The organism is Streptomyces sp. NPDC059788 (assembly GCF_042732265.1).
Lineage (GTDB): Bacteria > Actinomycetota > Actinomycetes > Streptomycetales > Streptomycetaceae > Streptomyces.
The window spans coordinates 39,746-62,917 of sequence record NZ_JBHWHY010000005.1; the positions used below are offsets into that span (position 1 = coordinate 39,746).

Annotated in this window: 1 protein-coding gene; it reads right to left on the reverse strand. The window is 73.7% G+C overall.

Annotated features, from left to right (window positions below):
• Window positions 1-655: 655 nt before the first annotated feature.
• A complete protein-coding gene (locus ACFV57_RS05980) occupies window positions 656-22,786 on the reverse strand; it encodes a non-ribosomal peptide synthase/polyketide synthase (RefSeq protein ID WP_385226169.1) in 22,131 nt (7,376 codons plus the stop codon).
• Window positions 22,787-23,172 lie beyond the last annotated feature (386 nt).

Consider the following 23,172-nt stretch of genomic DNA (forward strand, 5'->3'; position numbering starts at 1 on the left):
ACGGCCGGCGGAGGGCAGGGTCGATCGGTTGTCTGTGGGGCGGGAGCCGTCGTGCTGACGGCATCGCCGGACGGCCCGCCGCCCGGTGGGCGGCGGCCTGCGAAGGGTCGGGTGTCCGGACGGCCGGGCAGGGCGCCGCGGAACACCGGTTATACGTTCGGGTACGGATGCGGAACAGCCGTACGGCGAGGGGAGAACGCGAGGGGCCCGGGCGGGCCCGCGTGAGGGGGCGTCGGGTCAGCGGCCGCGGGCGGACGCGCGCGAGCGCCTGGCCGACGTCACCCGGGGCGGTTCGACGAACGCCGCGCCGTACGTGAGGTCACCTGCGCGGAGGCCGTTGGTCGCGGCCCTCTCCGCATGACTCGTGCCATATCGAAGTCCCCCGTAGACATGCACACCGTCTGTTTCCGATCCGGCCGGCCGATCGCCTGCTGGATCTCACTTGAGTCAACCAGCCGTCCGGTGCCGCGTCAAGGTCGTAGATCTTCCCGCCCGGGCAAATCCCGTGCGCCCCGCGGCCGTCGGGCGCCGGGCATTTGCTGCCGCGCCGTCAATTGCGCCCGGGCCGCGCCGGAAACCGCATGAGCGGTCGGCGCGGTACGGGCGTCCGGGGCCTTTTCGTGCCGTGGTGGTACGGCGGTTCGCCGTTGTCAGGTCACCGGTCCGTGCCTTCCTGGAACGCCTGCCGCAACTTCTCGGAGAGCACGGATCCGATGTGCTCCAGCGGTCCGGGATTCATCATGTCGGTGTGTTTGCAGGGAATCTCCCGGAAATCGACGGCGCCTTCGAAATACGGGTCCCACGCGCCCGGCAGGAGCTGGTGCGCGGTCTCTTCGGAGGCGGCGACGACCAACGCCGGGGCGGCGACGGGGTGGTGCGCCACGTCCAGTCCGATGCGCGCGTTGTTGACGGTGACCTCCGTCATCGCCCGGACCTCGGCCGCCGAGAGGCCGGCCAGTGCGGTGTTCTTGGTGCGGAGCAGCTCGACGGTCCTCTCGTGGGTGAGGTGCGCGGCCTCGGCCTCGTCCGGTTCGATGTCGAAAAGTGCCAGCATGGCGCGGTGGACGTCGGCCGTACCGACCTTCGCGAGCGACTCCTCGACCTCCTCCCGGGCGACCGTGCTCACGGGGTGGCAGTCGAGCAGGGTGAGCAGTCCGACGCGCTTGCCGCGCCGTTCCAGGAGGTCCGCCATCCGGTGCGCGACGATTCCGCCGAAGGACCAGCCGAGAAGGTGGTACGGGCCTTCCGGCTGCGTTTCGGTGATGCGGTCGACGTAGTGCGCCGCCATTTCCTCGACGGAATCCGGCAGATTTCCCGAACCGTCGAGACCGGCCGCTTGTACGGCGTACACGGGTACGTCCGGGTCGAGGTGGCGCAGCAGTCCCGAATACGACCAGCCGAGGCCGCTTCCGGCATGGACGCAGAAGACCGGCGGCTTGCTGCCGTGTGTCCGCAGCGGCAGCAGGACATCCAGCGCGCCGCCCTCGGTGTCCGTGTCCAGTCGCCGGGCCAGTCCGGCCACCGTGGGTGTTTCCAGAATGGCCTTCACCGGGAATTCCACGCCCAGTACCGCGTGGATGCGTACGAGCAGCCGGACCGCCGAGAGGGAATGTCCGCCGAGTTCGAAGAAATTGTCGTCGGCGTTCACCCGCGGAACGCCGAGGATTTCCGCGAACAGCCCGCACAGGAGTTCTTCCCTGGGGGTGCGCGGCGGCCGTCCGGCGCCGTCGGCCTCCCCCTGGGGCAGCGGCAGCGCCGCCCGGTCGAGGGTGCCGTCAGCGGTGAGCGGCAGTTGGTCGAGGAGGATCACGGCGGCCGGGACGAGGTGTTCCGACAGCCGCTGTGCCAAGTGGGCGCGGAGGGCGGCGGGTTCGGGCGTGCCGTCGGTGGTTCGCCCGGGCACGGCGTAGGCCGTCAGGGTGTCCTCCCCGTCCCCGCCCTCGCGGACGACCACCGCTGCCGCGGTGACGGCCGGGTGGGCGGTCAACGCGTCCTCGACGGCGCGCGGTTCGATCCGCAGGCCGCGCAGGACGGCGCGCTCCCCCGCCTGTGCGACCAGCTCCGGCGCGAGCCCGTCCGCGCCGGCGCGGCGGCGTACCAGCTCGCCCGTGCGGTACATCCACGCGCCCGGCCGGAACGGGTCGGGCACCAGCCGCTCGCCGGTGAGCACGGCCGCGCCCGCGTACGCCGCGTGCCGCTGCGGGACGTGGACGTACAGCTCGCCCGTCACCCCCGGCGGTACGGGCCGCAGCCCGGCGTCGAGGACGTACACGGCGCCGCCTGCCGACGGATGGCCGAGTGTGGGCGCAGCCGAGTCCGCCACGCGGCCCGGCAGTGTCGCCGCGGCGCATCCGGCGGGCCGGTGCACGGCGTACGCCCGGGTCGCCGGGAGACCGCGCAGCCGGTGCCGCAGCGCCGTCCCGACGGGCTCGCCGGACAGCACGAGGCCGACGGGCGCGGGAGAGTCGCCGTCCGGCGGGCACAGGCCCGCGTCCAGCAGTTGTTCGGCCTGCCGTGGGGTGGTGGCGACCAGGTGGACGCCGGCGGCGTCGAGGTGCGCCGCGGTGTCCCGCGGGGACGGCAGGCCCTGGCCGGGCCCGGTGTCGTACAGGTGCAGCTCGTGCCCGGCGAGCAGCGCGGTCAGGGCGTCCCAGGCGCCCGGCGCGGAGAGCGGGACGGTCGGCGCCACGCGCAGCCGCTCCGCCCCCGACGCGGTCAGGGCGTCGGCGAAGGTGTGCTCCTGGTGGTGGGCGAACAGTTCGGTGAGCGCCGCGTGCGGTACGGGGAGGTGGCCGGGGCGGTGGGCGCCGACCGCCGGGTGGTCCGGCAGCAGGGGTGCTGCCCGGTCGGCGTCGGTGAGGTCGGCGGCATCGGCCGTCGCGTCCCCGGAGTCCTCCTCCGGCGGGACGACGGTCCGGCCGCCCGCGGCCCCGGCGTCGAAGCCCGGCCCGGCGACGACCAGCAGCGCACCGGCCGCGTCGAGGGCGTCCCGGGCGGCCCCGGGCTCCTCCGTACCGTCGAGCGCCACATACGCCGCGCCCGCCTTGAGGACGGCCAGCAGCGCGACGGCCGCCCGCGCGGACGGCGGCACCGCCGTCGCCACGACCCGTCCGGGCCCGGCGCCGAGTCCGGCCAGCCGCCGGGCGAGCCGGTTGGCGCGGCCGTTGAGCTGCGCGTACGTCAGCGTGGCGTCGTCCGCTACCACGGCGAGCGCTTCCGGTGTGGCCGCCGCCTGCCGCTCGAAGAGCCGGACCACGGTGTCCGGTACGGCGGCGCGCTCCGGGCGCCGGGCCGCGGGCTCCGCCATGAGACGGCGCTCTGCGGCGGTCCGTACGTCGAGCCGGGACACCTTGCGGCGCGGGTCGGCAACCAGCGTGCCGACCAGGTCCACGAGCCGCTCCGCGAGGGCGGCGGCCGTCGCGCGGTCGAACAGTTCGGTGGCGTAGCGCAGGGTGCCCAGGACTCCGCCGGGCGTGCCGTCGTCCGCGACGCGCTCGTTGAAGGTGAAGTCCAGGTCGAACTTGGCGGCTCCGGCTTCCAGTTCGACCGCTTCGACGTCCAGTCCGGACAGGCCGGGGCCTTCGGCGCCCTGCACCCCGAAGTCGACCATGACCTGGAAGAGCGGGTGCCGGGCCGTCGAGCGGTACGGGTTGATGATCTCCACCAGCCGCTCGAACGGCAGGTCCTGGTGGGCGTACGCCTCCAGACCGGCCTGCCGGACCCGGTCGATCAGCTCGCCGAACGCCGGGTCGCCCGACAGGTCGGCGCGCAGCACCAGCGTGTTGACGAAGAAGCCGACCAGGTCGTCCAGTGACTCGTCGGTCCGCCCCGCGACGGGCGTGCCGAGCACGATGTCCTCGCCCGCGCCGTGCTTGGACAGCAGCGCCGCGACGGCCGCCTGGATGACCATGGCGGGGCTGGCGCCGGAGGCGGTGGCCAGCGACACCAGGCCGCGGTGGATGCGGACGGGCAGTTCGAAGGCGACGACGCCGCCCTCGTAGCTCGGCTCGGCCGGGCGCGGCCGGTCGGCGGGCAGGGCCAGCTCTTCCGGCGCGCCGTCCAGCAGCTTCTGCCAGTAGGCGATCTGCCGGGAGATGGCGCTGTCCGGGTCGTCCTCGTCGCCGAGCACGTCCCGCTGCCAGAGCGCGTAGTCGATGTACTGCACGGGCAGCGCGGGCCAGCGGGGTGTGCCGCCGTCACGGCGCGCGGTGTAGGCGGCGGCCAGGTCGCGGACCAGGCGGCCCGCCGACCAGGCGTCGCCCGCGATGTGGTGCAGCAGGATCAGCAGGACCTGGCCGGGTCCGCCGTCGGCGTCGGTCTCCTCGAACAGTCCGGCCCGTACGGGCGGTTCGACGGACAGGTCGAACGGGTGGGCCGCAGCGTCGCGCAGCGCGCCCGGCAGTTCCGCCGCGGTGACGCCGCGCACCCGCCAGCCGAAGTCCACGGCCGCGGCCTCCAGCACCTCCTGCCGCGGCTCGCCGTCGGCCTCGGGGAAGACGGTGCGCAGCGACTCGTGCCGGGCGATCACGTCGTGCAGCGCGCCGCGCAGTGCCTCGTGATCGACCGTGCCCTTCAGCCGCAGCGCGAGCGGCATGTTGTACGTCGCCGACGGGCCCTCCAGCTTGTGCAGGAACCACAGGCGGCGCTGGGCGAAGGACAGCGGTACGGCGTCCGGTCGCGGTCCGGCCACCGGCGCGGTGCGGGCCAGGCCGCCCGCGTCCAGCCGCCCCGCGAGCCCGGCCACCGTGGGCGCCTCGAACACCGCGGCGATCGGCACCTCGGTGCCCAGCGTCCGGCGGATGCGGCTGACCAGCCGGGTCGCGAGCAGCGAGTGGCCGCCCAGTTCGAAGAAGCTGTCGTCGATGCCGACCCGCTCCAGCCCCAGCACCTCGGCGAACAGCCCGCACAGGGCTTCCTCGCGGGGCGTGCGGGGCTCCCGGCCGCCGCTGAGCAGCGCGTAGTCGGGTGCGGGCAGGGCCTTGCGGTCCAGCTTGCCGATCGGGGAGAGCGGCAGCCGGTCCAGCACGACGAACGCGGACGGGACCATGTACTCGGGCAGCCACCGGCGCAGCTTCGCCCGCAGATCGCGGCTCAGTTCGGCGGACCGGTCGGTGCGGGCCGGGCTGTTGGCGTACGCGGCGGGCGTACGGTCGGCGGGCGCCCGGTCGGGGGACGTGCCGTGGTAGGCCGCCACGAGGGTGCCCGGCTCGTCGGGGCCGGGCAGCACGACGGCGTCGAAGCGGTCGTCGTGGGCGGCCGACCACGTGGCGACGGCGTGGAAGCCGAGCCGTTCCACGTACTGGTGCACGGCCTCCGGGTCGGTTCCGGCCCCCGGGCCGGTGCCGCCGTCGATGCGGCGCAGTACGGACGCGTCGGCGTCCAGGCGCGCGTTGGGCACACCGGTCAGCCGCAGGCCGCCCGGGTGCTCGCGCAGCGGTCCGGCCAGCCCGTCGAGGCGGGCGCCCAGCTGCTCCCAGGTGACGGCGGGCAGCTCGGCCACCTGGGCGGGGGCGGCCGGGTTCCGGGTGATGACCACTTCGTAGCGGTAGCGCGACAGTTCGTTGTCGAAGGTGCCGCGCTTGAGGCGGACGTCGGCTCCCCCGGCGTCCGGGAGGCCGGCGGCCAGCGTGGTGAAGAAGTCCGGCGCGAGGAGGAGTTCCTCCTCGGCCGCGGTCCGCTGGTCGGCCTGGGCGCGCAGGGCGGCCGGGTCCGCGTCGGCGCCGAGGGCTGCCGCGGCGACTCCGGCCTGCAGGGTGCGCAGCAGGCGCAGGTTGCGGATGTCGCCGAGGTAGAGCGAGCCGCCCGGGGCGAGGAGGGCCAGGGCCTTGGTGATGACGTCGGTCAGGTAGCGGGCGTCGGGGAAGTACTGGGCGACGGAGTTGATGACGACGGTGTCGAAGAACCCTTCGGGCAGCCCGGTCGTGTCGTCCGCGGGCTGGGCCCGCAGTTCGACGCGTCCGCGCAGGTCGTCGCGGTCCGCGACGCGGGCCCGCAGGGTCTCGACGGCGGCGGCGGAGAAGTCGGTGCCCCAGTAGGACGCGCAGTGCGGGGCGACCTGGGAGAGGATCAGGCCGTTGCCGACGCCGAGTTCGAGGACGTTGCGGGGCGCGAGGCGCCGGATGCCCTCGACGGCGGCGGTCCGCCACGCGTGCATGTCGGCGAGCGGGATGGGCGAGCCGTCGTAGCTGCTGGTCCAGATGCCGAAGTCCTCCCAGAATCCGCCGCCGTCGGCCTGGCCGCGGTAGACCTCCTCGTACACCTCCTGCCAGGAGGCGACCCGGCGGGCGCCGTCGCCGTCCGCCGCGGTGTCCGGGCCGGGTACGACGTAGCCGACCAGGCGCGGGGTGCCGTCGTGGTCCTCGCGCACCTGCACGGTGGCGGCGGCGATGCCGTCCTGGCGGGTGAGGGCGGCCTCGATCTCGCCCGGCTCGATGCGGAAGCCGCGGACCTTGACCTGGTCGTCGGCCCGGCCCACGAATTCCAGGCCGTGCCGGCCGCGCCATTTGACGAGGTCCCCGGTGCGGTACATCCGCGCGCCGGGCCCGCCGTACGGGTTGGCGACGAAGCGTTCGGCGCTCAGGCCGCGCCGGTTGAGATAGCCGCGGGCGAGGAAGGGCCCGGCCGCGTACAGCTCGCCGACGACGCCGTCCGGCACCGGCCGCAGCTTCTCGTCCAGGACGTACACCTGCACGTTCGGCAGCGGCCGGCCGATCATCGGCGGCTGCTGCGGCCCGGTGACCTCACTGGCGGTGACCCAGACGGTGGCCTCCGTCGGCCCGTAGAGGTTGACGGCGCCGCCGCCCTGGGCGTGCAGCCGCTCGGCCAGGGCGGCGGGCAGGGCCTCGCCGCCGACCAGCAGCCGCACGCCCGAGAGGTCTCCCGCGCCCTCGTCCGGCCCGTCGCCGGAACCGGAACCGGAGCCCGAGCCCGAGTCCGAGCCCGAGCCCGAGCCCGAGCCGCCCAGCATGGACCGGTAGACCGACGGCGTGGCCTGGAAGAGGGTCGCGCCGCTGTCCGCGACCAGGCGCCGCAGGGCGAGCGGGTCCTTTGCGACCTCGGAGGGGGCCAGCACCACGCTCGCGCCGGACAGCAGCGGGGCGTGGATCTCCACGGCCGCGATGTCGAAGGTGATGGTGGTGGCGGCCACCATGCGGTCGTCCGGCGTCATCGGTACGCGGGTCAGTACGGCGTCCAGGAAGTGCGCGATGCTCGCGTAGGAGATCACCACGCCCTTCGGCCGGCCGGTGGAGCCGGAGGTGTAGATGACGTACGCGGCGTCCGCCGGGTGGATGGGGGTGCCGCGTTCGGCGTCGGTCACGTCGTCGTCCCCGCGGGCGAGGAGCCGCTCCTCGGTCTCCGGATCGCCGAGCCGGACGCACTGCTCGGGCAGCGGTCCCGGCAGGGCGCCGTGCAGCGCCGGGGTGGTGATCACGGCGGCCGGTGCCGCGTCCTTGAGGACGTACGCGAGGCGGTCGGAGGGGTTGGCCGGGTCGAGCGGCAGGTAGGCCGCGCCGGCCTTCCAGACGGCGAGCAGCGCCACGACCAGGTCCACCGTGCGGGGCAGCGCCAGCGCCACCACGCTCTCCCGGCCGATGCCGCCGTCCAGCAGGAGGCGCGCGAGACGGTTGGCGCGGCGGTTGAGGTCCGCGTAGTCCGTCTCGTCGTCGCCCGCGCGCACGGCGAGGGCGCCGGGGGCGCGGGCCGCCTGCCGCTCGAACCGCTCGTGCGGCAGCCCGGCGGGCGTGCCGCCGCCGGTCGCGTTGCGCGTCCGGAGCAGTTCGGTGCGCTCGTCGTCGGAGAGCAGCCGGGCGTCGGTGACGCGTACGGACGGGTCGCGCACCACGGCGCGCAGGAAGCCGACGTACCAGGCGGCGATCTTCCGCGCGGTGCTCCGGTCGAACAGCTCGGTGGCGTACTCCAGCGTGGCGCTGATGCCGTCCGGGCCGCCCGCCCCGGTCCGGGCCTCGCCCATGCTCAGGAACAGGTCGAACTTGGAGTTGTCGCTGTCCAGCGGGTACGGCTCGGCCTCGGCGCCGGCCATGGTCAGCGTCGGCGCGGCCACGTTCTGGAGCGCGAACATGACCTGGAACAGCGCGTTGCCGGACAGCGACCGCACCGGGTTGAGCGCCTCGACCAGGTACTCGAACGGCAGGTCCTGGTGGGCGTAGGCGGCCAGGGAGCGGTCCCGTACGCGGGCGAGGAGATCGCCGAACCGGGGGTCGCCGGAGGTGTCCGTGCGCAGCACCAGCGTGTTGACGAAGAAGCCGACCAGGTCGGTCAGTGCCTCGTCGGTGCGGCCCGCGATCGGGACGCCGACCGGGATGTCGTGACCGGCGCCGAGCCGGGACAGCAGCGCGGCGAATCCGGTCTGGAGCACCATGAACAGGGTGGTGTGGGTGTCCGCCGCCAGTTGGCACAGCGCGGCGTGCAGTTCCGCGTCCAGGGTGAAGGGCAGCAGGTCGCCGCGGTAGTCGGCGACGGCGGGGCGCGGCCGGTCGGTGGGCAGTTCCAGCTGGGCCGGGATGCCGTCGAGCGCGTCCTTCCAGTAAGCGAGCTGGCGTGCGACCATGCTGTCCGGCTCGTCGGCCCGGCCGAGGAGTTCCTGCTGCCAGATCGCGTAGTCGGCGTACTGGACGGGCAGCGCGCGCCATTCGGGGGCGGTGCCCGCGAGGCGGGCCTCGTAGGCGGTCCGCAGGTCGCGCATCAGCGGGGCGCGGGAGGCGCCGTCGCCGATGATGTGGTGCATCACGAGGACCAGGACGGGCGCGCCTGCGCCGGGCTGCTCGAACAGCCAGGCCCGTACGGGAGGTTCGCCGCCCAGCCCGAAGCGGTGCCCGGCGGCCTCCTGCACGGCCTGGTGCAGCCGCTCCGCCGTCACCTCCTCGGCCCGCAGGTCCAGTACGGCGTCGGCCGGGTCGAGCACCACCTGCCGGGGTTCGCCGTCCACGTCCGGGAAGACGGTGCGCAGCGACTCGTGCCGCCCGACCAGGTCGTTCAGGGCTTCGCGCAGTGCCTGCCGGTCCACGGTGCCGGTCAGCCGGAGCGCGAGCGGCCAGTTGTAGGCGGCGGACGGGCCCTCCAGCTGGTGCAGGAACCACAGGCGGCGCTGGGCGAAGGACAGCGGTACGGCCTGCGGGCGCGGCATGGGCACGAGTGCCGTACGCACCTGTCCCCCGGCCGCGTCCAGCCGGGCGGCCAGCCCGGCGACCGTCGGCGCCTCGAAGACCGCGCCGAGCGGCAGCTCGACGCCGAGGACCGCGCGGACCCGGCCGACCAGCCGGGTGGCGAGCAGGGAGTGGCCGCCCAGGTCGAAGAAGCTGTCGTCGACGGAGACCCGCTCGACACCGAGCACCTCGGCGTACAGCCCGCACAGCATCTCCTCGCGCGGAGTGCGCGGCGCACGCCCCGCGCTGAGGGCGCCGAAGTCGGGTGCGGGCAGGGCCCGGTGGTCGAGCTTGCCGTTGGGCGTCAGCGGTACGGCGTCGAGGGCCACCACCGCCGCCGGGACCATGTACTCCGGCAGCCGTTCGGCGGCGTGGGCGCGCAGCGCGGCGGTGTCCACGGCGGCCGGGCCGTCGGCGCGGTTCCCGGGCACCACGTAGCCGACGAGCCGGGTGTCGCCCTGGCCGCTGTCGCGGGCCACGACGACGGCCTGCCGCACGTCCGGGTGGTCCAGCAGGGCCGAGGCGACCTCGCCGGGCTCGACGCGGAAGCCGCGGATCTTGATCTGTTCGTCGGCCCGGCCCGCGTACTCCAGCTGGCCGTCCGGCCGCCAGCGCGCCAGGTCACCGGTGCGGTACATCCGTACGCCCGGCTCGAACGGGCAGGCCACGAAGCGTTCGGCGGTCAGTCCCGCGCGGCCGAGGTAGCCGCGGGCCAGCTGGGCGCCGGCCACGTACAGCTCGCCCGCGGTGCCGGTCGGCACCGGTTCGAGGCGCTCGTCGAGGACGTAGGCCCGCATGTTCCAGAAAGGGCGGCCGATGGGCACCGGCCCGGCGGGCAGCTTCTGCTTGGGGCCGATGCGGAACTCGGTGCAGTTGACGGTCGTCTCGGTCGGCCCGTAGGCGTTGACGACGGTCACCCGCCGGTGATCGGCGCGCCACTGCTGGAGGGCCGCGGCGGTCAGGGCCTCGCCGCCGAGGATCAGCATCTCCCCGGGCGACCAGCGCTTGGGCAGGTCACCGAGGAGCGGCAGGTGCGAGGGGGTGGCCTTCAGGAGCGCCACCGGCACCGCGTTGTCCTGCCCGGCCACCTCGTCCAGGCTGCCCAGGTAGACCCGGCCGCCGACGGTCAGGGTCGTGTAGAGGCCGGTGACGGTGAGGTCGAAGGCGATCGAGGTGGGCACCAGGGTGGCGCCGCGGGCCGCCGGATAGTGGTGGGCGGACCAGTTGAGGTAGTTGACGACGGCGCGGTGTTCGGTCACCACGCCCTTGGGGGTGCCGGTGGAGCCGGAGGTGTAGATGACGTACGCCGGGTGCTCCATCCCGATGTCGGTCTCGGGGTCGTCGTCCGGGTAGCCGGACAGGTCCCGGGACAGCGCCGCCTCGTCCAGGACGAGCAGCGGAGCCGCGTCGGCGAGGACGAACGCCCGCCGCTCCTCGGGGTATTCGGGATCGACCGGTACGTACGCGCCGCCCGCCTTCAGCACGGCCAGCAGCGCCACCACCAGGTCCACGGACCGCGGCAGCACCACCGCCACCAGCGTCTCCGGCACCACGCCCTGCTCGATGAGCCGGTGCGCCAGCCGGTTGGCCCGCGCGTTCAGCTCCCCGTACGTCACGGACTCGGCGCCGCACACCACCGCGACCGCGTCCGGGGCGCGCCGCACCTGGATCTCGAACTGCTCGGCGAGGGTGAACTCCGGCACCTCCACCGCCGTGTCGTTCCAGGCGGTGAGCAGCTGCCCGCGCTCCCGCTCGTCGAGCAGCCGGACCCGGCCGAGCGGCAGCGACGGGTCGGCCGTCATCTGCTCCAGCAGCCGCTTCCAGCGGGCCAGCAGCCCTTCGACCGTGGACCGGTCGAACAGGTCGGTGGCGTACTTCACCGAGCCCGCGATGCCGGCCGGCGCGCCGTCGTCGCCGTGCCGCTCCAGCACGTTGACCGACAGGTCCACCTTGGCCGTTTCGATGTCCACCGCCTCGCCGCTGACGTCCAGGCCGGGCAGGGCGAACCCGCCGGACGGGTCGTCCTGGAGGACCAGCATCACCTGGAAGAGCGGGTGGTGCGCGGTGGAGCGGCGGGGGTTGAGCAGCTCGACGAGGTGGTCGAACGGCACGTCCTGGTGCGCGTAGGCCGCCAGGCTGGTGTCGCGGACCCGGCCGAGCAGCTCCTCGAAGCCGGGGTCGCCGGAGGTGTCCGTACGCAGCACGAGCGTGTTGACGAAGAAGCCCACGAGGTCGTTTAGCGCGTCGTCCATACGCCCGGCGACCGGGGAGCCCACCGGGATGTCGGTGCCGGCGCCGAGCCGCGTCAGCAGCCCGGCCAGGGCCGCCTGGAGGGCCATGAAGACCGTGCCGCCCGAGGCGCGGGCCAGCTCCGCCAGCCGCGCGTGCACCGCGGCGTCCAGCTCGAAGGGCACCGAGGCGCCCGTGTACGAGGCCACGGCGGGGCGGGGCCGGTCGGCGGGCAGGGCGATCTGTTCGGGAAGCCCGGCCAGCGCCTCGCGCCAGTAGGCCACTTGCTGTCCGTACATGCTGTCCGGGTCGTCCTCGTCGCCGAGCAGTTCGCGCTGCCACAGCGTGTAGTCGACGTACTGCACCGGCAGGGCCTCCCAGTGGGGTGCCGCACCGCGCTTGCGCGCCTCGTACGCCGTCACCACGTCGCGGGCCAGCGGCCCCATGGACCAGCCGTCGCCGGTGATGTGGTGCAGGAGCAGCAGGAGGACGCAGTCGTCCGGGCCCAGCTCGAACAGGCGGGCGCGGAAGGGCAGCCCGGCGGTCAGGTCGAAGGCGTACCGGGCCGCCTCGTCGAGGGCGGCGGGCAACTCGGCCTCGGTGACCGTGCGGCGCTCCCAGCCGAAGTCGGCGTCGGCGGCGTCCAGGACCACCTGGTGGGGCTCGCCGTCGGTGACACGGAAGACCGTACGCAGCGCGTCGTGCCGCCCGACCGTGTCGTGCAGCGCGGCCCGCAGTGCCTCGTGGTCCACGGTGCCCTTCAGGCGCAGCGGCAGCGGCATGTTGTACGTCGCCGACGGGCCCTCCAGCTGGTGCAGGAACCACAGGCGGCGCTGCGCGAAGGACAGCGGGATCGCGTCGGGGCGCGGCATGGGGCCGAGCGAGGTGCGCGTCGGGCCGCCGAGGCCCAGCTGTTCGACCAGTCCGGCCACGGTCGGCGCTTCGAACAGCACCCGGAAGGGCAGTTCCACGTCGAGTTCGGCGCGTACCCGGCTGACGAGCCGGGTGGCGAGCAGCGAGTGGCCGCCCAGGTCGAAGAAGCTGTCGTCCAGGCCGACCCGCTCCACGTCCAGCACCTCGCGGAACAGACGGCACAGCGTCTCCTCCTGCGGGGTGCGCGCGGCGCGGCCGTCACCGTCCCCGGCGCCGGCCGCATAGTCCGGCACGGGCAGGGCCCTGCGGTCGAGCTTGTCGTTGGGCGTCAGCGGGAGCCGGTCCAGCAGCAGCACGGCGGCCGGTACCAGGTACTCCGGCAGGCGTTCCGCCAGGCGCGCGAGGAGTGCCGCCGGGTCGGCGGCAGCGGTCCCGCCCGCGGCGTCCGGCACGGCGTAGGCGACGAGCCGCTGGTCACCGGGCGTGTCCTCGCGCACGACGACGGCGGCCTGCCGGACGCCGTCGAAGCCGGTCAGCGCGGACTCGATCTCGCCGGGTTCGATACGGAAGCCGCGCAGCTTCACCTGCTCGTCGGCGCGGCCCGCGTACTCCAGCTGGCCGTCCTCGCGCCACCGCGCCAGGTCACCGGTCCGGTACATCCGCACACCCGGCTCGAAGGGCGACGCGACGAACCGCTCCGCCGTCAGCCCCGGACGGCCCGCGTACCCACGCGCCAGGCCCGCGCCCGACGCGTACAGCTCACCGACCACGCCCACCGGCACCGGACGCAGCCCGGCGTCCAGCACGTACGTACGGGTGTTGGCGACCGGGTGCCCGATCGGCGCGGCCGAGTCGTCCACGGCCCCGCTCATCGAGACGCAGACCGTGGACTCCGTCGGGCCGTACGCGTTCACGACCTCGCGGCCGCCCGCCGACCACCGGGCGATCAGCTCCGGCGGCGCGGCCTCGCCCGCCAGCACCACCGTCGCAAGGGCGCCCAGCCCGGTCTCGGCGCCCGCCGGGACCGCGCCCAGCACGGACGGCGGCAGCGTCAGGTGCGTCACCCGCTGCCGGGCCAGCACCTCCACCAGGGCCTCGCCGACCAGCCGCCCGCCCTCGGGCACCACCAGCGTGGCGCCCGAGCCGAACGCCATCACCAGCTCCCACCAGGCGGCGTCGAAGCTGGGCGAGGCGAACTGGAGCACCCGGCTGCCGGCCGTCACCCCGAGCCGCCCGGTCTGCGCGTGCGACAGGCTCGCCACGCCCCGGTGCGGGACGACGACCCCCTTGGGCCGCCCGGTCGAGCCGGAGGTGTAGATGACGTACGCGGGGTGTTCCGGTGCGACGCGCACGCCCGGGTCGGTGTCCGGGAAGCCGGACAGGTCCTGGCGCAGCGCCGCCTCGTCCAGGACGAGGACGGGCCCGGAGTCACCGAGGATGAACTCCCGTCGCTCCGACGGGTATTCAGGGTCGACGGGTACGTACGCGCCACCGGCCTTGAGTACGGCGAGGACGGCCACCACCATCTCCACCGAACGCGGCAGCACCACGCCCACCAGCTTCTCCGGGCCCACACCCTGGCCCCGCAGCCAGTGCGCCAGCCGGTTCGCCCGCGCGTCCAGCTCCCCGTACGACAGGGACTCGGCACCGCGGACGACCGCGACGGCATCCGCGTCGCGGCGCGCGTGGCCGCCGAACAGCCCGGCGAGCGTGGCGGCCGGCACCTCGACGGCCGTCCGGTTCCACTCGGACACGACCCGGCCGCGCTCCGCGCCGGACAGCAGCTCGACCTGGCCGATCCGCAGCGACGCGTCCGCCGTCACCTGCTCCAGCAGCCGCGCCCAGCGGGCCAGCAGGCCCTGGACCGTCGACCGGTCGAACAGCTCGGTGGAGTACTGGACGGCGGAGACGACGCCCTGCGGCGCGCCGTCCGCGCCGTGCCGCTCCACGATGTTCAGTTCGAGGTCGGCCTTGGAGACGTCCAGGTCGACGCCTTCGACGTCCACCTCGACGCCCGGCAGGGCGAAGCCGGCCTCCTGGGCGTTCTGGAGGCCCAGGATGACCTGGAAGAGGGGGTGGTGGGAGGTGGAGCGCTCGGGGTTGAGCAGTTCCACCAGGTGCTCGAACGGCACATCCTGGTGCGCATACGCCGCCAGGCTGGTGTCCCGGACGCGCCCGAGCAGCTCCTCGAAACTCGGATCACCCGAGGTGTCCGTACGCAGCACCAGCGTATTGACGAAGAAACCCACCAGGTCGTCGAGAGCGTCGTCCATCCGCCCAGCGATCGGCGAGCCCAGCGGAATGTCCGTCCCCGCCCCCAGACGCGTCAGCAACGCCGCCATACCGGCCTGGAGCACCATGAACACCGTCGTGCTCGACCGCCGCGCCAGCTCCACCAGCCGACCGTGCAAAGCGGCGTCCAGCTCGAAGAGGAGGGACGCGCCCTCGTAGGACGCGACAGCCGGACGCGGCCGGTCGGCCGGGAAGGTCACCTGTTCCGGCAGGCCTGCCAGCTGCTCACGCCAGTAGTCCACCTGCTTCGCGTAGACGCTGTCCGCGTCGGCCTCGTCACCGAGCAGCTCGCGCTGCCACAGGGAGTAGTCCGCGTACTGCACCGGCAGCGCGGTCCACTGCGGGGCCGCGCCCTGGACGCGGGCGGTGTAGGCGGTGACCACGTCGCGGGCCAGCGGGCCCATGGACCAGCCGTCGCCCGCGATGTGGTGCATCAGAAGCAGCAGGACACTCTCCCGCGCGCCGGTCCCGAAGAGCAGCGCGCGCACCGGGACGTCCGTGGCCAGCTCGAAGGCGTACCGGGCCGCCTCGTCGAGGGCGGCCGGCAGCCCGGCCTCGGTGACCGTACGCCGCTCCCAGCCGAAGTCGGCGTCGGCCGGGTCCAGCACGCGCTGGTACGGCTCACCGTCGCGCTCGGGGAAGACCGTACGCAGCGACTCGTGCCGCCCGATCACGTCCCGCAGGGCCGCGTGCAGCGCCTCGGTGTCGACCTCGCCCACGAGCCGCAGGGCCAGCGGGATGTTGTACGTGGCGGACGGCCCCTCCAGCTTGTGCAGGAACCACAGGCGGCGCTGCGCGAACGACAGCGGCACGGCATCCGGGCGGGGCATGGGCGCCAGCGCCGTACGGACCTGTCCGCCGGCCGCCTCCAGACGCGCGGCCAGTCCGGCCACCGTGGGCGCGCCGAACACGTCCTTGATCGGCAGTTCCGTGCCCAGGACGCTGCGGATGCGGCTGACGAGACGGGTGGCGAGCAGGGAGTGCCCGCCCAGGTCGAAGAAACTGTCGTCGATACCGACCCGGTCCACGCCCAGCACCTCGGCGAACAGGCCGCACAGGACCTCTTCCTGCGGGGTGCGCGGGGCACGGCCGTCCGATCCGGCCGCGTACTCGGGGGCGGGCAGCGCCTTGCGGTCCAGCTTCCCGTTCGGCGTCAGCGGCAGCCCGTCCAGGACCACGACCGCCGACGGAACCATGTACTCCGGCAGGTGCTCCGCCAGGCGCGCGAGAAGTTCGGCGGGGCGGGCCGACCCGTCGTGGCCGTCCTCGAACACGACGTACGCGACGAGCCGCTGATCGCCGGGGGTGTCCTCGCGGGCGACGACCGCCGCCTGCCGTACGCCGTCGGACAGGGCCAGCAGGGAGGCGATCTCGCCCGGCTCGATACGGAATCCGCGCACCTTCACCTGCTCGTCCGCGCGGCCCAGGTACTCCAGCTGACCGTCGGCACGCCAACGTGCCAGGTCGCCGGTCCGGTACATCCGTACGCCCGGCTCGAAGGGCGACGCGACGAACCGCTCCGCCGTCAGGCCGGGCCGGTTCGCGTACCCACGCGCCAGACCGGCACCCGACGCGTACAGCTCGCCCACCACGCCCACCGGCACCGGACGCAGCCCGGCGTCCAGCACGTACGTACGGGTGTTGGCGACCGGGCGGCCGATCGGCGCGACCGAGGCGTCCGCGGCGTCCGCAGGGCCGCTCATCGAGACGCAGACCGTGGACTCCGTCGGGCCGTACGCGTTGACGACCTCACGGCCGCCCGCCGACCAGCGCGCCACCAGCTCGGGCGGCACGGTCTCACCGGCCACCAGCACCGTCCGCAGCGCGGGCAGGCGCGACTCCGTGCCGGGCGGCAGCGCGCCCAGCACGGACGGCGGCAGCGTCACCTGCGTCACGCCGTGCTCGGCGAGCACGCCCGCGAGGGCCTCGCCGACCAGGCGGCCGCCCTCCGGGACCACGAGCGCGGCACCCGAGGAGAACGTCATCACCAGTTCCGCCCAGGCGGCGTCGAAGCTGGGCGACGCGAACTGGAGCACCCGGCTGTCCGGGCCGACCCCCATGGGGCGGCCCTGCGCGCGGGCCAGGCTCGCCACACCGGTGTGCGAGACCACGACGCCCTTGGGCGTGCCGGTGGAGCCGGAGGTGTAGATGACGTACGCGGGGTGTTCCAGGGCGACGCGCACGCCCGGGTCGGTGTCGGGGAAGCCGGACAGGTCCTGGCGCAGCGCGTCCTCGTCCAGGACGAGGACGGGCGCCGCGTCGGCGAGGATGAACTCGCGGCGCTCCCGCGGGTAGTCCGGGTCCACGGGTACGTACGCGCCACCGGCCTTGAGGATGCCGAGGACGGCCACCACCATCTCCACCGAACGCGGCAGCACCACACCCACCAGCTTCTCCGGGCCCACGCCCTGACCGATCAGCCGGTGCGCGAGCCGGTTCGCGCGTGCGTTCAGCTCCCCGTACGACAGGGTCAGGCCGCCCGCCAGCACGGCGGGGGCCTGCGGCGCCCGCCGTACCTCGTCCTCGAAGAGTCCGGCCAGCGTCTTCGCGGGTACGTCGGCGCCCGTGTCGTTCCAGTCGGCCAGCAGGCGGGTGCGCTCCTGCGAGGTCAGCAGCTCCGCCCGCCCGATGGGCCGCGACGGGTCGGCGACGGCCTGTTCCAGCAGGCGCAGCCAGCGCGCCGCGAAGCCCTCGACGGTGGCGCGGTCGTACAGCGCCGTCGCGTACTCGGCCAGCGCCTCGATGCCCGTCGGCGCACCGGACCTGTCGTACGCCTCGGCCACGTTGAAGACCAGGTCCGCCCTGGCCACATTGAGATCGACACCCTCCACCTCCACCTGGAGGCCGGGGAGCCGGAAGGCGGCTTCCTGACCGCTCTGGAGGCCCAGGATGACCTGGAAGAGGGGGTGGTGGGAGGTGGAGCGCTCGGGGTTGAGCAGTTCCACCAGGTGCTCGAACGGCACGTCCTGGTGCGCGTATGCCGCCAGGCTGGTGTCCCGGACGCGCCCGAGCAGTTCCTCGAAACTCGGATCACCCGAGGTGTCCGTACGCAGCACCAGCGTATTGACGAAGAAACCCACCAGGTCGTCGAGGGCGTCGTCCATCCGCCCTGCGATCGGCGAGCCCAGCGGAATGTCCGTCCCCGCCCCCAGACGCGTCATCAGCGCCGCCATACCGGCCTGGAGCACCATGAACACCGTCGTGTTCGACCGCCGCGCCAGCTCCACCAGCCGACCGTGCAAAGCGGCGTCGATGGTGAAGGCCAGATGGCCGCCCTCGTAGGACGTGACGGCCGGGCGGGGCCGGTCGGCGGGGAAGGTCACCTGGTCGGGAAGGCCCGCCAGCCGGCCCGTCCAGTAGTCCACCTGCTTCGCGTAGACACTGTCCGGATCGCCCTCGTCGCCGAGCAGTTCCCGCTGCCACAGCGTGTAGTCGGCGTACTGCACCGGCAGCTCCGCCCACTGCGGGGCATCGCCCTGGACGCGGGCGCCGTACGACGCCATGACGTCGCGCGCCAGGGGGCCCATGGACCAGCCGTCGCCCGCGATGTGGTGCAGCAGGAGCAGCAGGACGCCGGTGCCGCCGTCGATGTCGTGCAGCCAGGCCCGCAGCGGAACCTCGGAGGCCAGGTCGAAGCCGTACCGCGCCTCTTCCTCCAGAACCGCGGGCAGGTCCGCTTCGGTGACCGTGCGGCGCTCCCAGCCGAAGCCCGCGTCGGCGGCGTCCAGCACCAGCTGGTACGGCTCGCCGTCGTGGTCCTCGCGGAAGACGGTGCGCAGCGGCTCGTGCCGCGCCACCACGTCGCCCAGCGCCGCCCGCAGGACATCCGCGTTGACGCCGCCCGTCAGGCGCAGCACCAGCGGCATGTTGTACGTGGCGGACGGGCCCTCCAGCTTGTGCAGGAACCACAGGCGGCGCTGCGCGAAGGACAGCGGCACCCGCTCGGGGCGCGGCATCCGCACCAGCGCCGTACGGGCCTGCCCCTCGGCCGCCGCCAGCCGTCCGGCCAGCGCGGCCACCGTCGGCGCGCCGAACACGTCCTTGATGGGAATCTCGATGTCGAGGGCGCTGCGGATGCGGCTGACGAGACGGGTGGCGAGCAGGGAGTGCCCGCCCAGGTCGAAGAAACTGTCGTCGATACCGACCCGGTCCACGCCCAGCACCTCGGCGAACAGACCGCAGAGGGCGGCTTCCCGGTCGTTGCGGGGCTTGCGGCCGCTCGTGGTGACGGCGTACTCCGGCACGGGCAGAGCCTTGCGGTCCACCTTGCCGTTCGGCGTCAGCGGAAGCCGGTCCAGAACCATGACGGCGGAGGGGACCATGTACTCCGGAAGCCGCTCGGCGAGCCGCGCACGGGCCGCCTTCACGACCGCGCCGATGCCACGGGCGGCAACCGGGTTGTTGGTCCAGGGGCCGCCGGTGGCGGCGGGCACGTACACGCCCGACAGGGCGGCGCCCTCGGCATCCGCCGGAAGGATCACCGCGTCGAACAGCGCCACCGACCGCGCCGACCAGGTCGGCACCACGTGCAGACCGCACTCCCGGCCCTGCGCGGTCAGGTCCTGCGGATCGACGGGAGCGGCCCCGCCGAAGTCCTCGGCGTCCAGCCCGTCCAGCCTCCGTTCGGCCGCCACCTCGGCGACCAGCCGCGCACTGGGAATCCCGGTGATACGCAGCGGCGCGCCCTCGAAGCGGGTCAGCACCGCGGTCAGATCCAGCTCGGGTGTCCATGCCAGCTGACGTACTGAAGCCACGTCCACGACCCGCGCGGGCGCCTTGTGCAGCACGACCTCATAGCGGTGCCGGGTCAGCTCGTTGTGGTACGCGCCGGGCTTGAGCCGGATGTCCAGGGCGCCCACCCGCTCGTCGCGCGCCGCCAGTTCGGCAAAGAACTCCGGAGCCGTCACCAGTTCCTTCTCCAGCAGCACCGCCCGGTCGGCCACCGCCCGTGCGGACGCGCCGCGACCGGCGTGGACGGCCGCGTGCAGCGTGCGCAGCGACCCGGCGTGCCGGACGTCGCCGATGACCAGACGGCCACCGGGGGCGACGAGGGTGAGGAGCTGGTCGACGACCTGCGCCAGGTAGGCGCCGTCGGGGAAGTACTGGATCACCGAGTTGATCAGGACCGTGTCGAAGTGACCCGCCGGAAGGCCGTCCACATCGTCGGCCGCCTGAGCGCGCAGCCGGACGCGGCCGTCCAACCCCGCCTGCGCCACCTGCGCCGACAAGCGCTCGATCACCGCGGCCGACAGGTCCGTACCCCAGTACTCGTCCACGTCCGGCGCCAGGTGCGCCATCAGCAGACCGGCACCCAAACCGACCTCCAGCACCCGCGAGCCGCCGAACTCCCGCACCCGGTCCACGACCGCATCCCGCCACGCGCGCATCTCGCTCAGCGGAATCGGCTCACCCGTGTACGAGCTGTCCCAGCCGGAGAAATCCTCACCGAAACCCACGCCCCTGGTGCCGGTCTCGGCATAGACCCCGTCGTAGATCTCCCGCCACTCCTCGACCTGCGCATCCGCGTCGGCCTCCGTACCGGCTCGCAGCGCCGTGTCGGGATCTGCCACCACGTACGCGGCCAGCCGCTGGTCACCCGGGGTGTCCTCGCGGGCCACCACCACGGCCTGGCGTACGCCCTCGGAAGCGGTCAGCGCGGATTCGATCTCACCGGGCTCGACACGGAAACCACGGACCTTGACCTGCTCGTCCGCCCGCCCCAGATACTCCAACTGCCCATCGGCACGCCACCGCGCCAGATCCCCGGTGCGATACATCCGCACACCCGGCTCGAACGGCGACGCCACAAACCGCTCCGCCGTCAGCCCGGCCCGGTTCGCATACCCCCGCGCCAACCCCGCACCCGACACATACAGCTCACCAGCCACACCCACCGGCACCGGCCGCAACACCGCATCCAGCACATACGCACGCGTATTGCTGACGGGGTGGCCGATCGGCGCCACCGTGACGTCCGTGGTCCCGCTCATCGAGACACAGACCGTCGACTCCGTCGGCCCGTACGCGTTGACGACCTCCCGGCCCCCGACCGCCCAGCGAGCTATCAGCTCCGGCGGCACCGCCTCCCCCGCCAACGCGATCGCCCGCAACTCCGGCAACCCCGCCTCCGCACCCGACGGCAACGCCCCCAACACCGACGGCGGCAACGTCACATGCGACACACGCTGCTCAGCCAACACCGCCAGCAACGCCTCACCCACCAGGCGACCTTCCTCCGGCACCACCAGCGTGGCACCAGACGAAAACGCCATCACCAACTCCCACCACGCCGCATCGAAACTCGGCGACGCGAACTGCAACACCCGGCTGCCCGCCGACACCCCGAACCGCCCGACCTGCGCGTGCGCCAGGCTCGCCACACCCCGAAGGGAGACCACCACACCCTTGGGCAGGCCGGTGGAGCCGGACGTGTAGATCACGTACGCGGGATGGTCCAGCTCCACGCGCACACCCGGGTCGGTGTCCGGGAACCCGTCCGTCGCGTCCCGGCGCAGCGCCGCCGCGTCCAGCACCAGCACCGGCGCCGCGTCGCCGAGGATGAACTCCCGGCGTTCGCGGGGGTACTCCGGGTCCACCGGCACATACGCGCCACCGGCCTTGAGGATGCCGAGGACGGCGACCACCATCTCCACCGAGCGCGGCAGCATCACCCCCACCAGCTGCTCCGGACCCACACCCTGACCGATCAGCCAGTGCGCCAGCCGGTTCGCCCGCGCGTCCAGCTCCCCGTATGTCAGGGTCGCGTCACCGCATACGACCGCAAGGGCGTCGGCGTCCCGGCGGGCGTGGTGCGAGACGGAGGCGGCCAGGGTCGTGCCGGGCACCTCGGCGGCCGTCCGGTTCCAGCCGGACACCACCTGGTCGCGCTCGGCGCCGGACAGCAGTTCCAGCTCGCCGATCCGCAGCGACGGGTCGGCCGTCACCTGCTCCAGTACGCGTACCCAGCGGGCCAGCAGGCCTTCGACCGTGGCGCGGTCGAACAGCTCGGTGGCGTACTCGACGACGGTCTCGATGCCGGCCGGGCCGTGGGTCGCGTCGTGGCCCTCGGTCAGGGAGATGAGCATGTCGAAGCGCGAGGTGCCGGCGCTCACCACCTCGGCCTGGACCTGGAGGCCCGGCAGCTGGAAGTCCTCGCTCGGGGCGTTCTGGAGGACCAGGGCGACCTGGAAGAGGGGGTGGTGGGCGGTGGAGCGCCGCGGGTTGAGGCGTTCCACCAGGTGCTCGAACGGTACGTCCTGGTGCTCGTACGCGGCGAGGCTCGTGCGCCGTACGCGGCCGAGCAGTTCCTCGAAGGCGGGGTCGCCCGAGGTGTCCGTACGCAGGACGAAGGTGTTGACGAAGAAGCCGATGAGGTCGTCCAGGCCCTCGTCGGTGCGGCCGGCGACGCCGCTGCCCAGGGGGATGTCGTGGCCGCCGCCGAGGCGGGTGAGCAGCGCGGCCATCGCGGCCTGCAGCACCATGAAGACGGTCGTGTTCGACTGCCGGGCCAGCTCCACCAGCCGCCGGTGCAGCGCGGGGTCCAGGTCGAAGGTGAGGTGCTCGCCCGCGTAGGAGGCCACGGCGGGGCGCGGGCGGTCGGTGGGGAAGCTCACCAGGTCGGGCAGGCCGTCCAGCTGGTCCCGCCAGTAGGCGACCTGCTGGGTGAAGACGCTGTCCGGGTCGTTCTCGTCGCCGAGCAGTTCGCGCTGCCACAGGGTGTAGTCGACGTACTGCACCGGGAGTTCGGGCCAGTCGGGGTCGCGTCGCTCGGCGCGCGCGGTGTACGCCTCGACGACGTCGCGGGCCAGCGGGCCCATGGACCAGCCGTCGCCCGCGATGTGATGGAGCAACAGCAGCAGCACGTGGTCCTCGGGGCCGGTCTCGTACAGCCACACGCGGACCGGGACCTCGGTGCCCAGATCGAAGTGGTGCCGGGCCGCCCTTTCCAGCGCGGCCTGCAGCTCCGCCTCCCGGACCGCGCGGTGTTCCCACCCGAAGTCGGCTTCGGCGGCGTCCAGCACGACTTGGCGCGGCTCGCCGTCCACCTCGGGGAAGACGGTGCGCAGCGTCTCGTGCCGGGTCATCACGTCCCGCAGGGCCGTCCGCAGTGCCCTCGCGTCCACCTTGCCCTTCAGACGCAGCGTCAGCGGCATGTTGTACGTCGCCGACGGGCCCTCCAGCTTGTGCAGGAACCACAGCCGGCGCTGCGCAAAGGACAACGGGATCATGAGCTGTTTCCTTCTTCCTGCCCCGCACAGGGCAATGCGGCACTGGTCGGTCGTCTGCGGGATCGGGTGGGCGGCGTCGGGGGACGGCGGCGGTCGGCGGCGTGCCGGGCACACCGCCGCGCACGGCGGCCCGACGGCAGGGCGGTGACGTCCTGCGGGAATGGCAGCGCCGGAGAGTGCGGCGGTAAGGGGCTTACGGCGTTCGGCGGTGACGCCGGGCCCGCTCCACGGGAGGGGTCCGGTGATTTCGTCCGGCGGTCGGTCCGGACGGGCAAACGGCAAGGGAAACAAGGGAAAAGGAACGGAGAACGGAGAATCCGGCGGGCCGGTCTCCGAAGCCGTGTTCTCACACACCCGGGACCAAGGTCAAGGGTGAACAGATTTTC

Bases quoted from the DNA above. Each gene is read 5' to 3' on its own strand.
- ACFV57_RS05980 (WP_385226169.1), bottom strand. From the start codon at position 22,786: ATGATCCCGTTGTCCTTTGCGCAGCGCCGGCTGTGGTTCCTGCACAAG.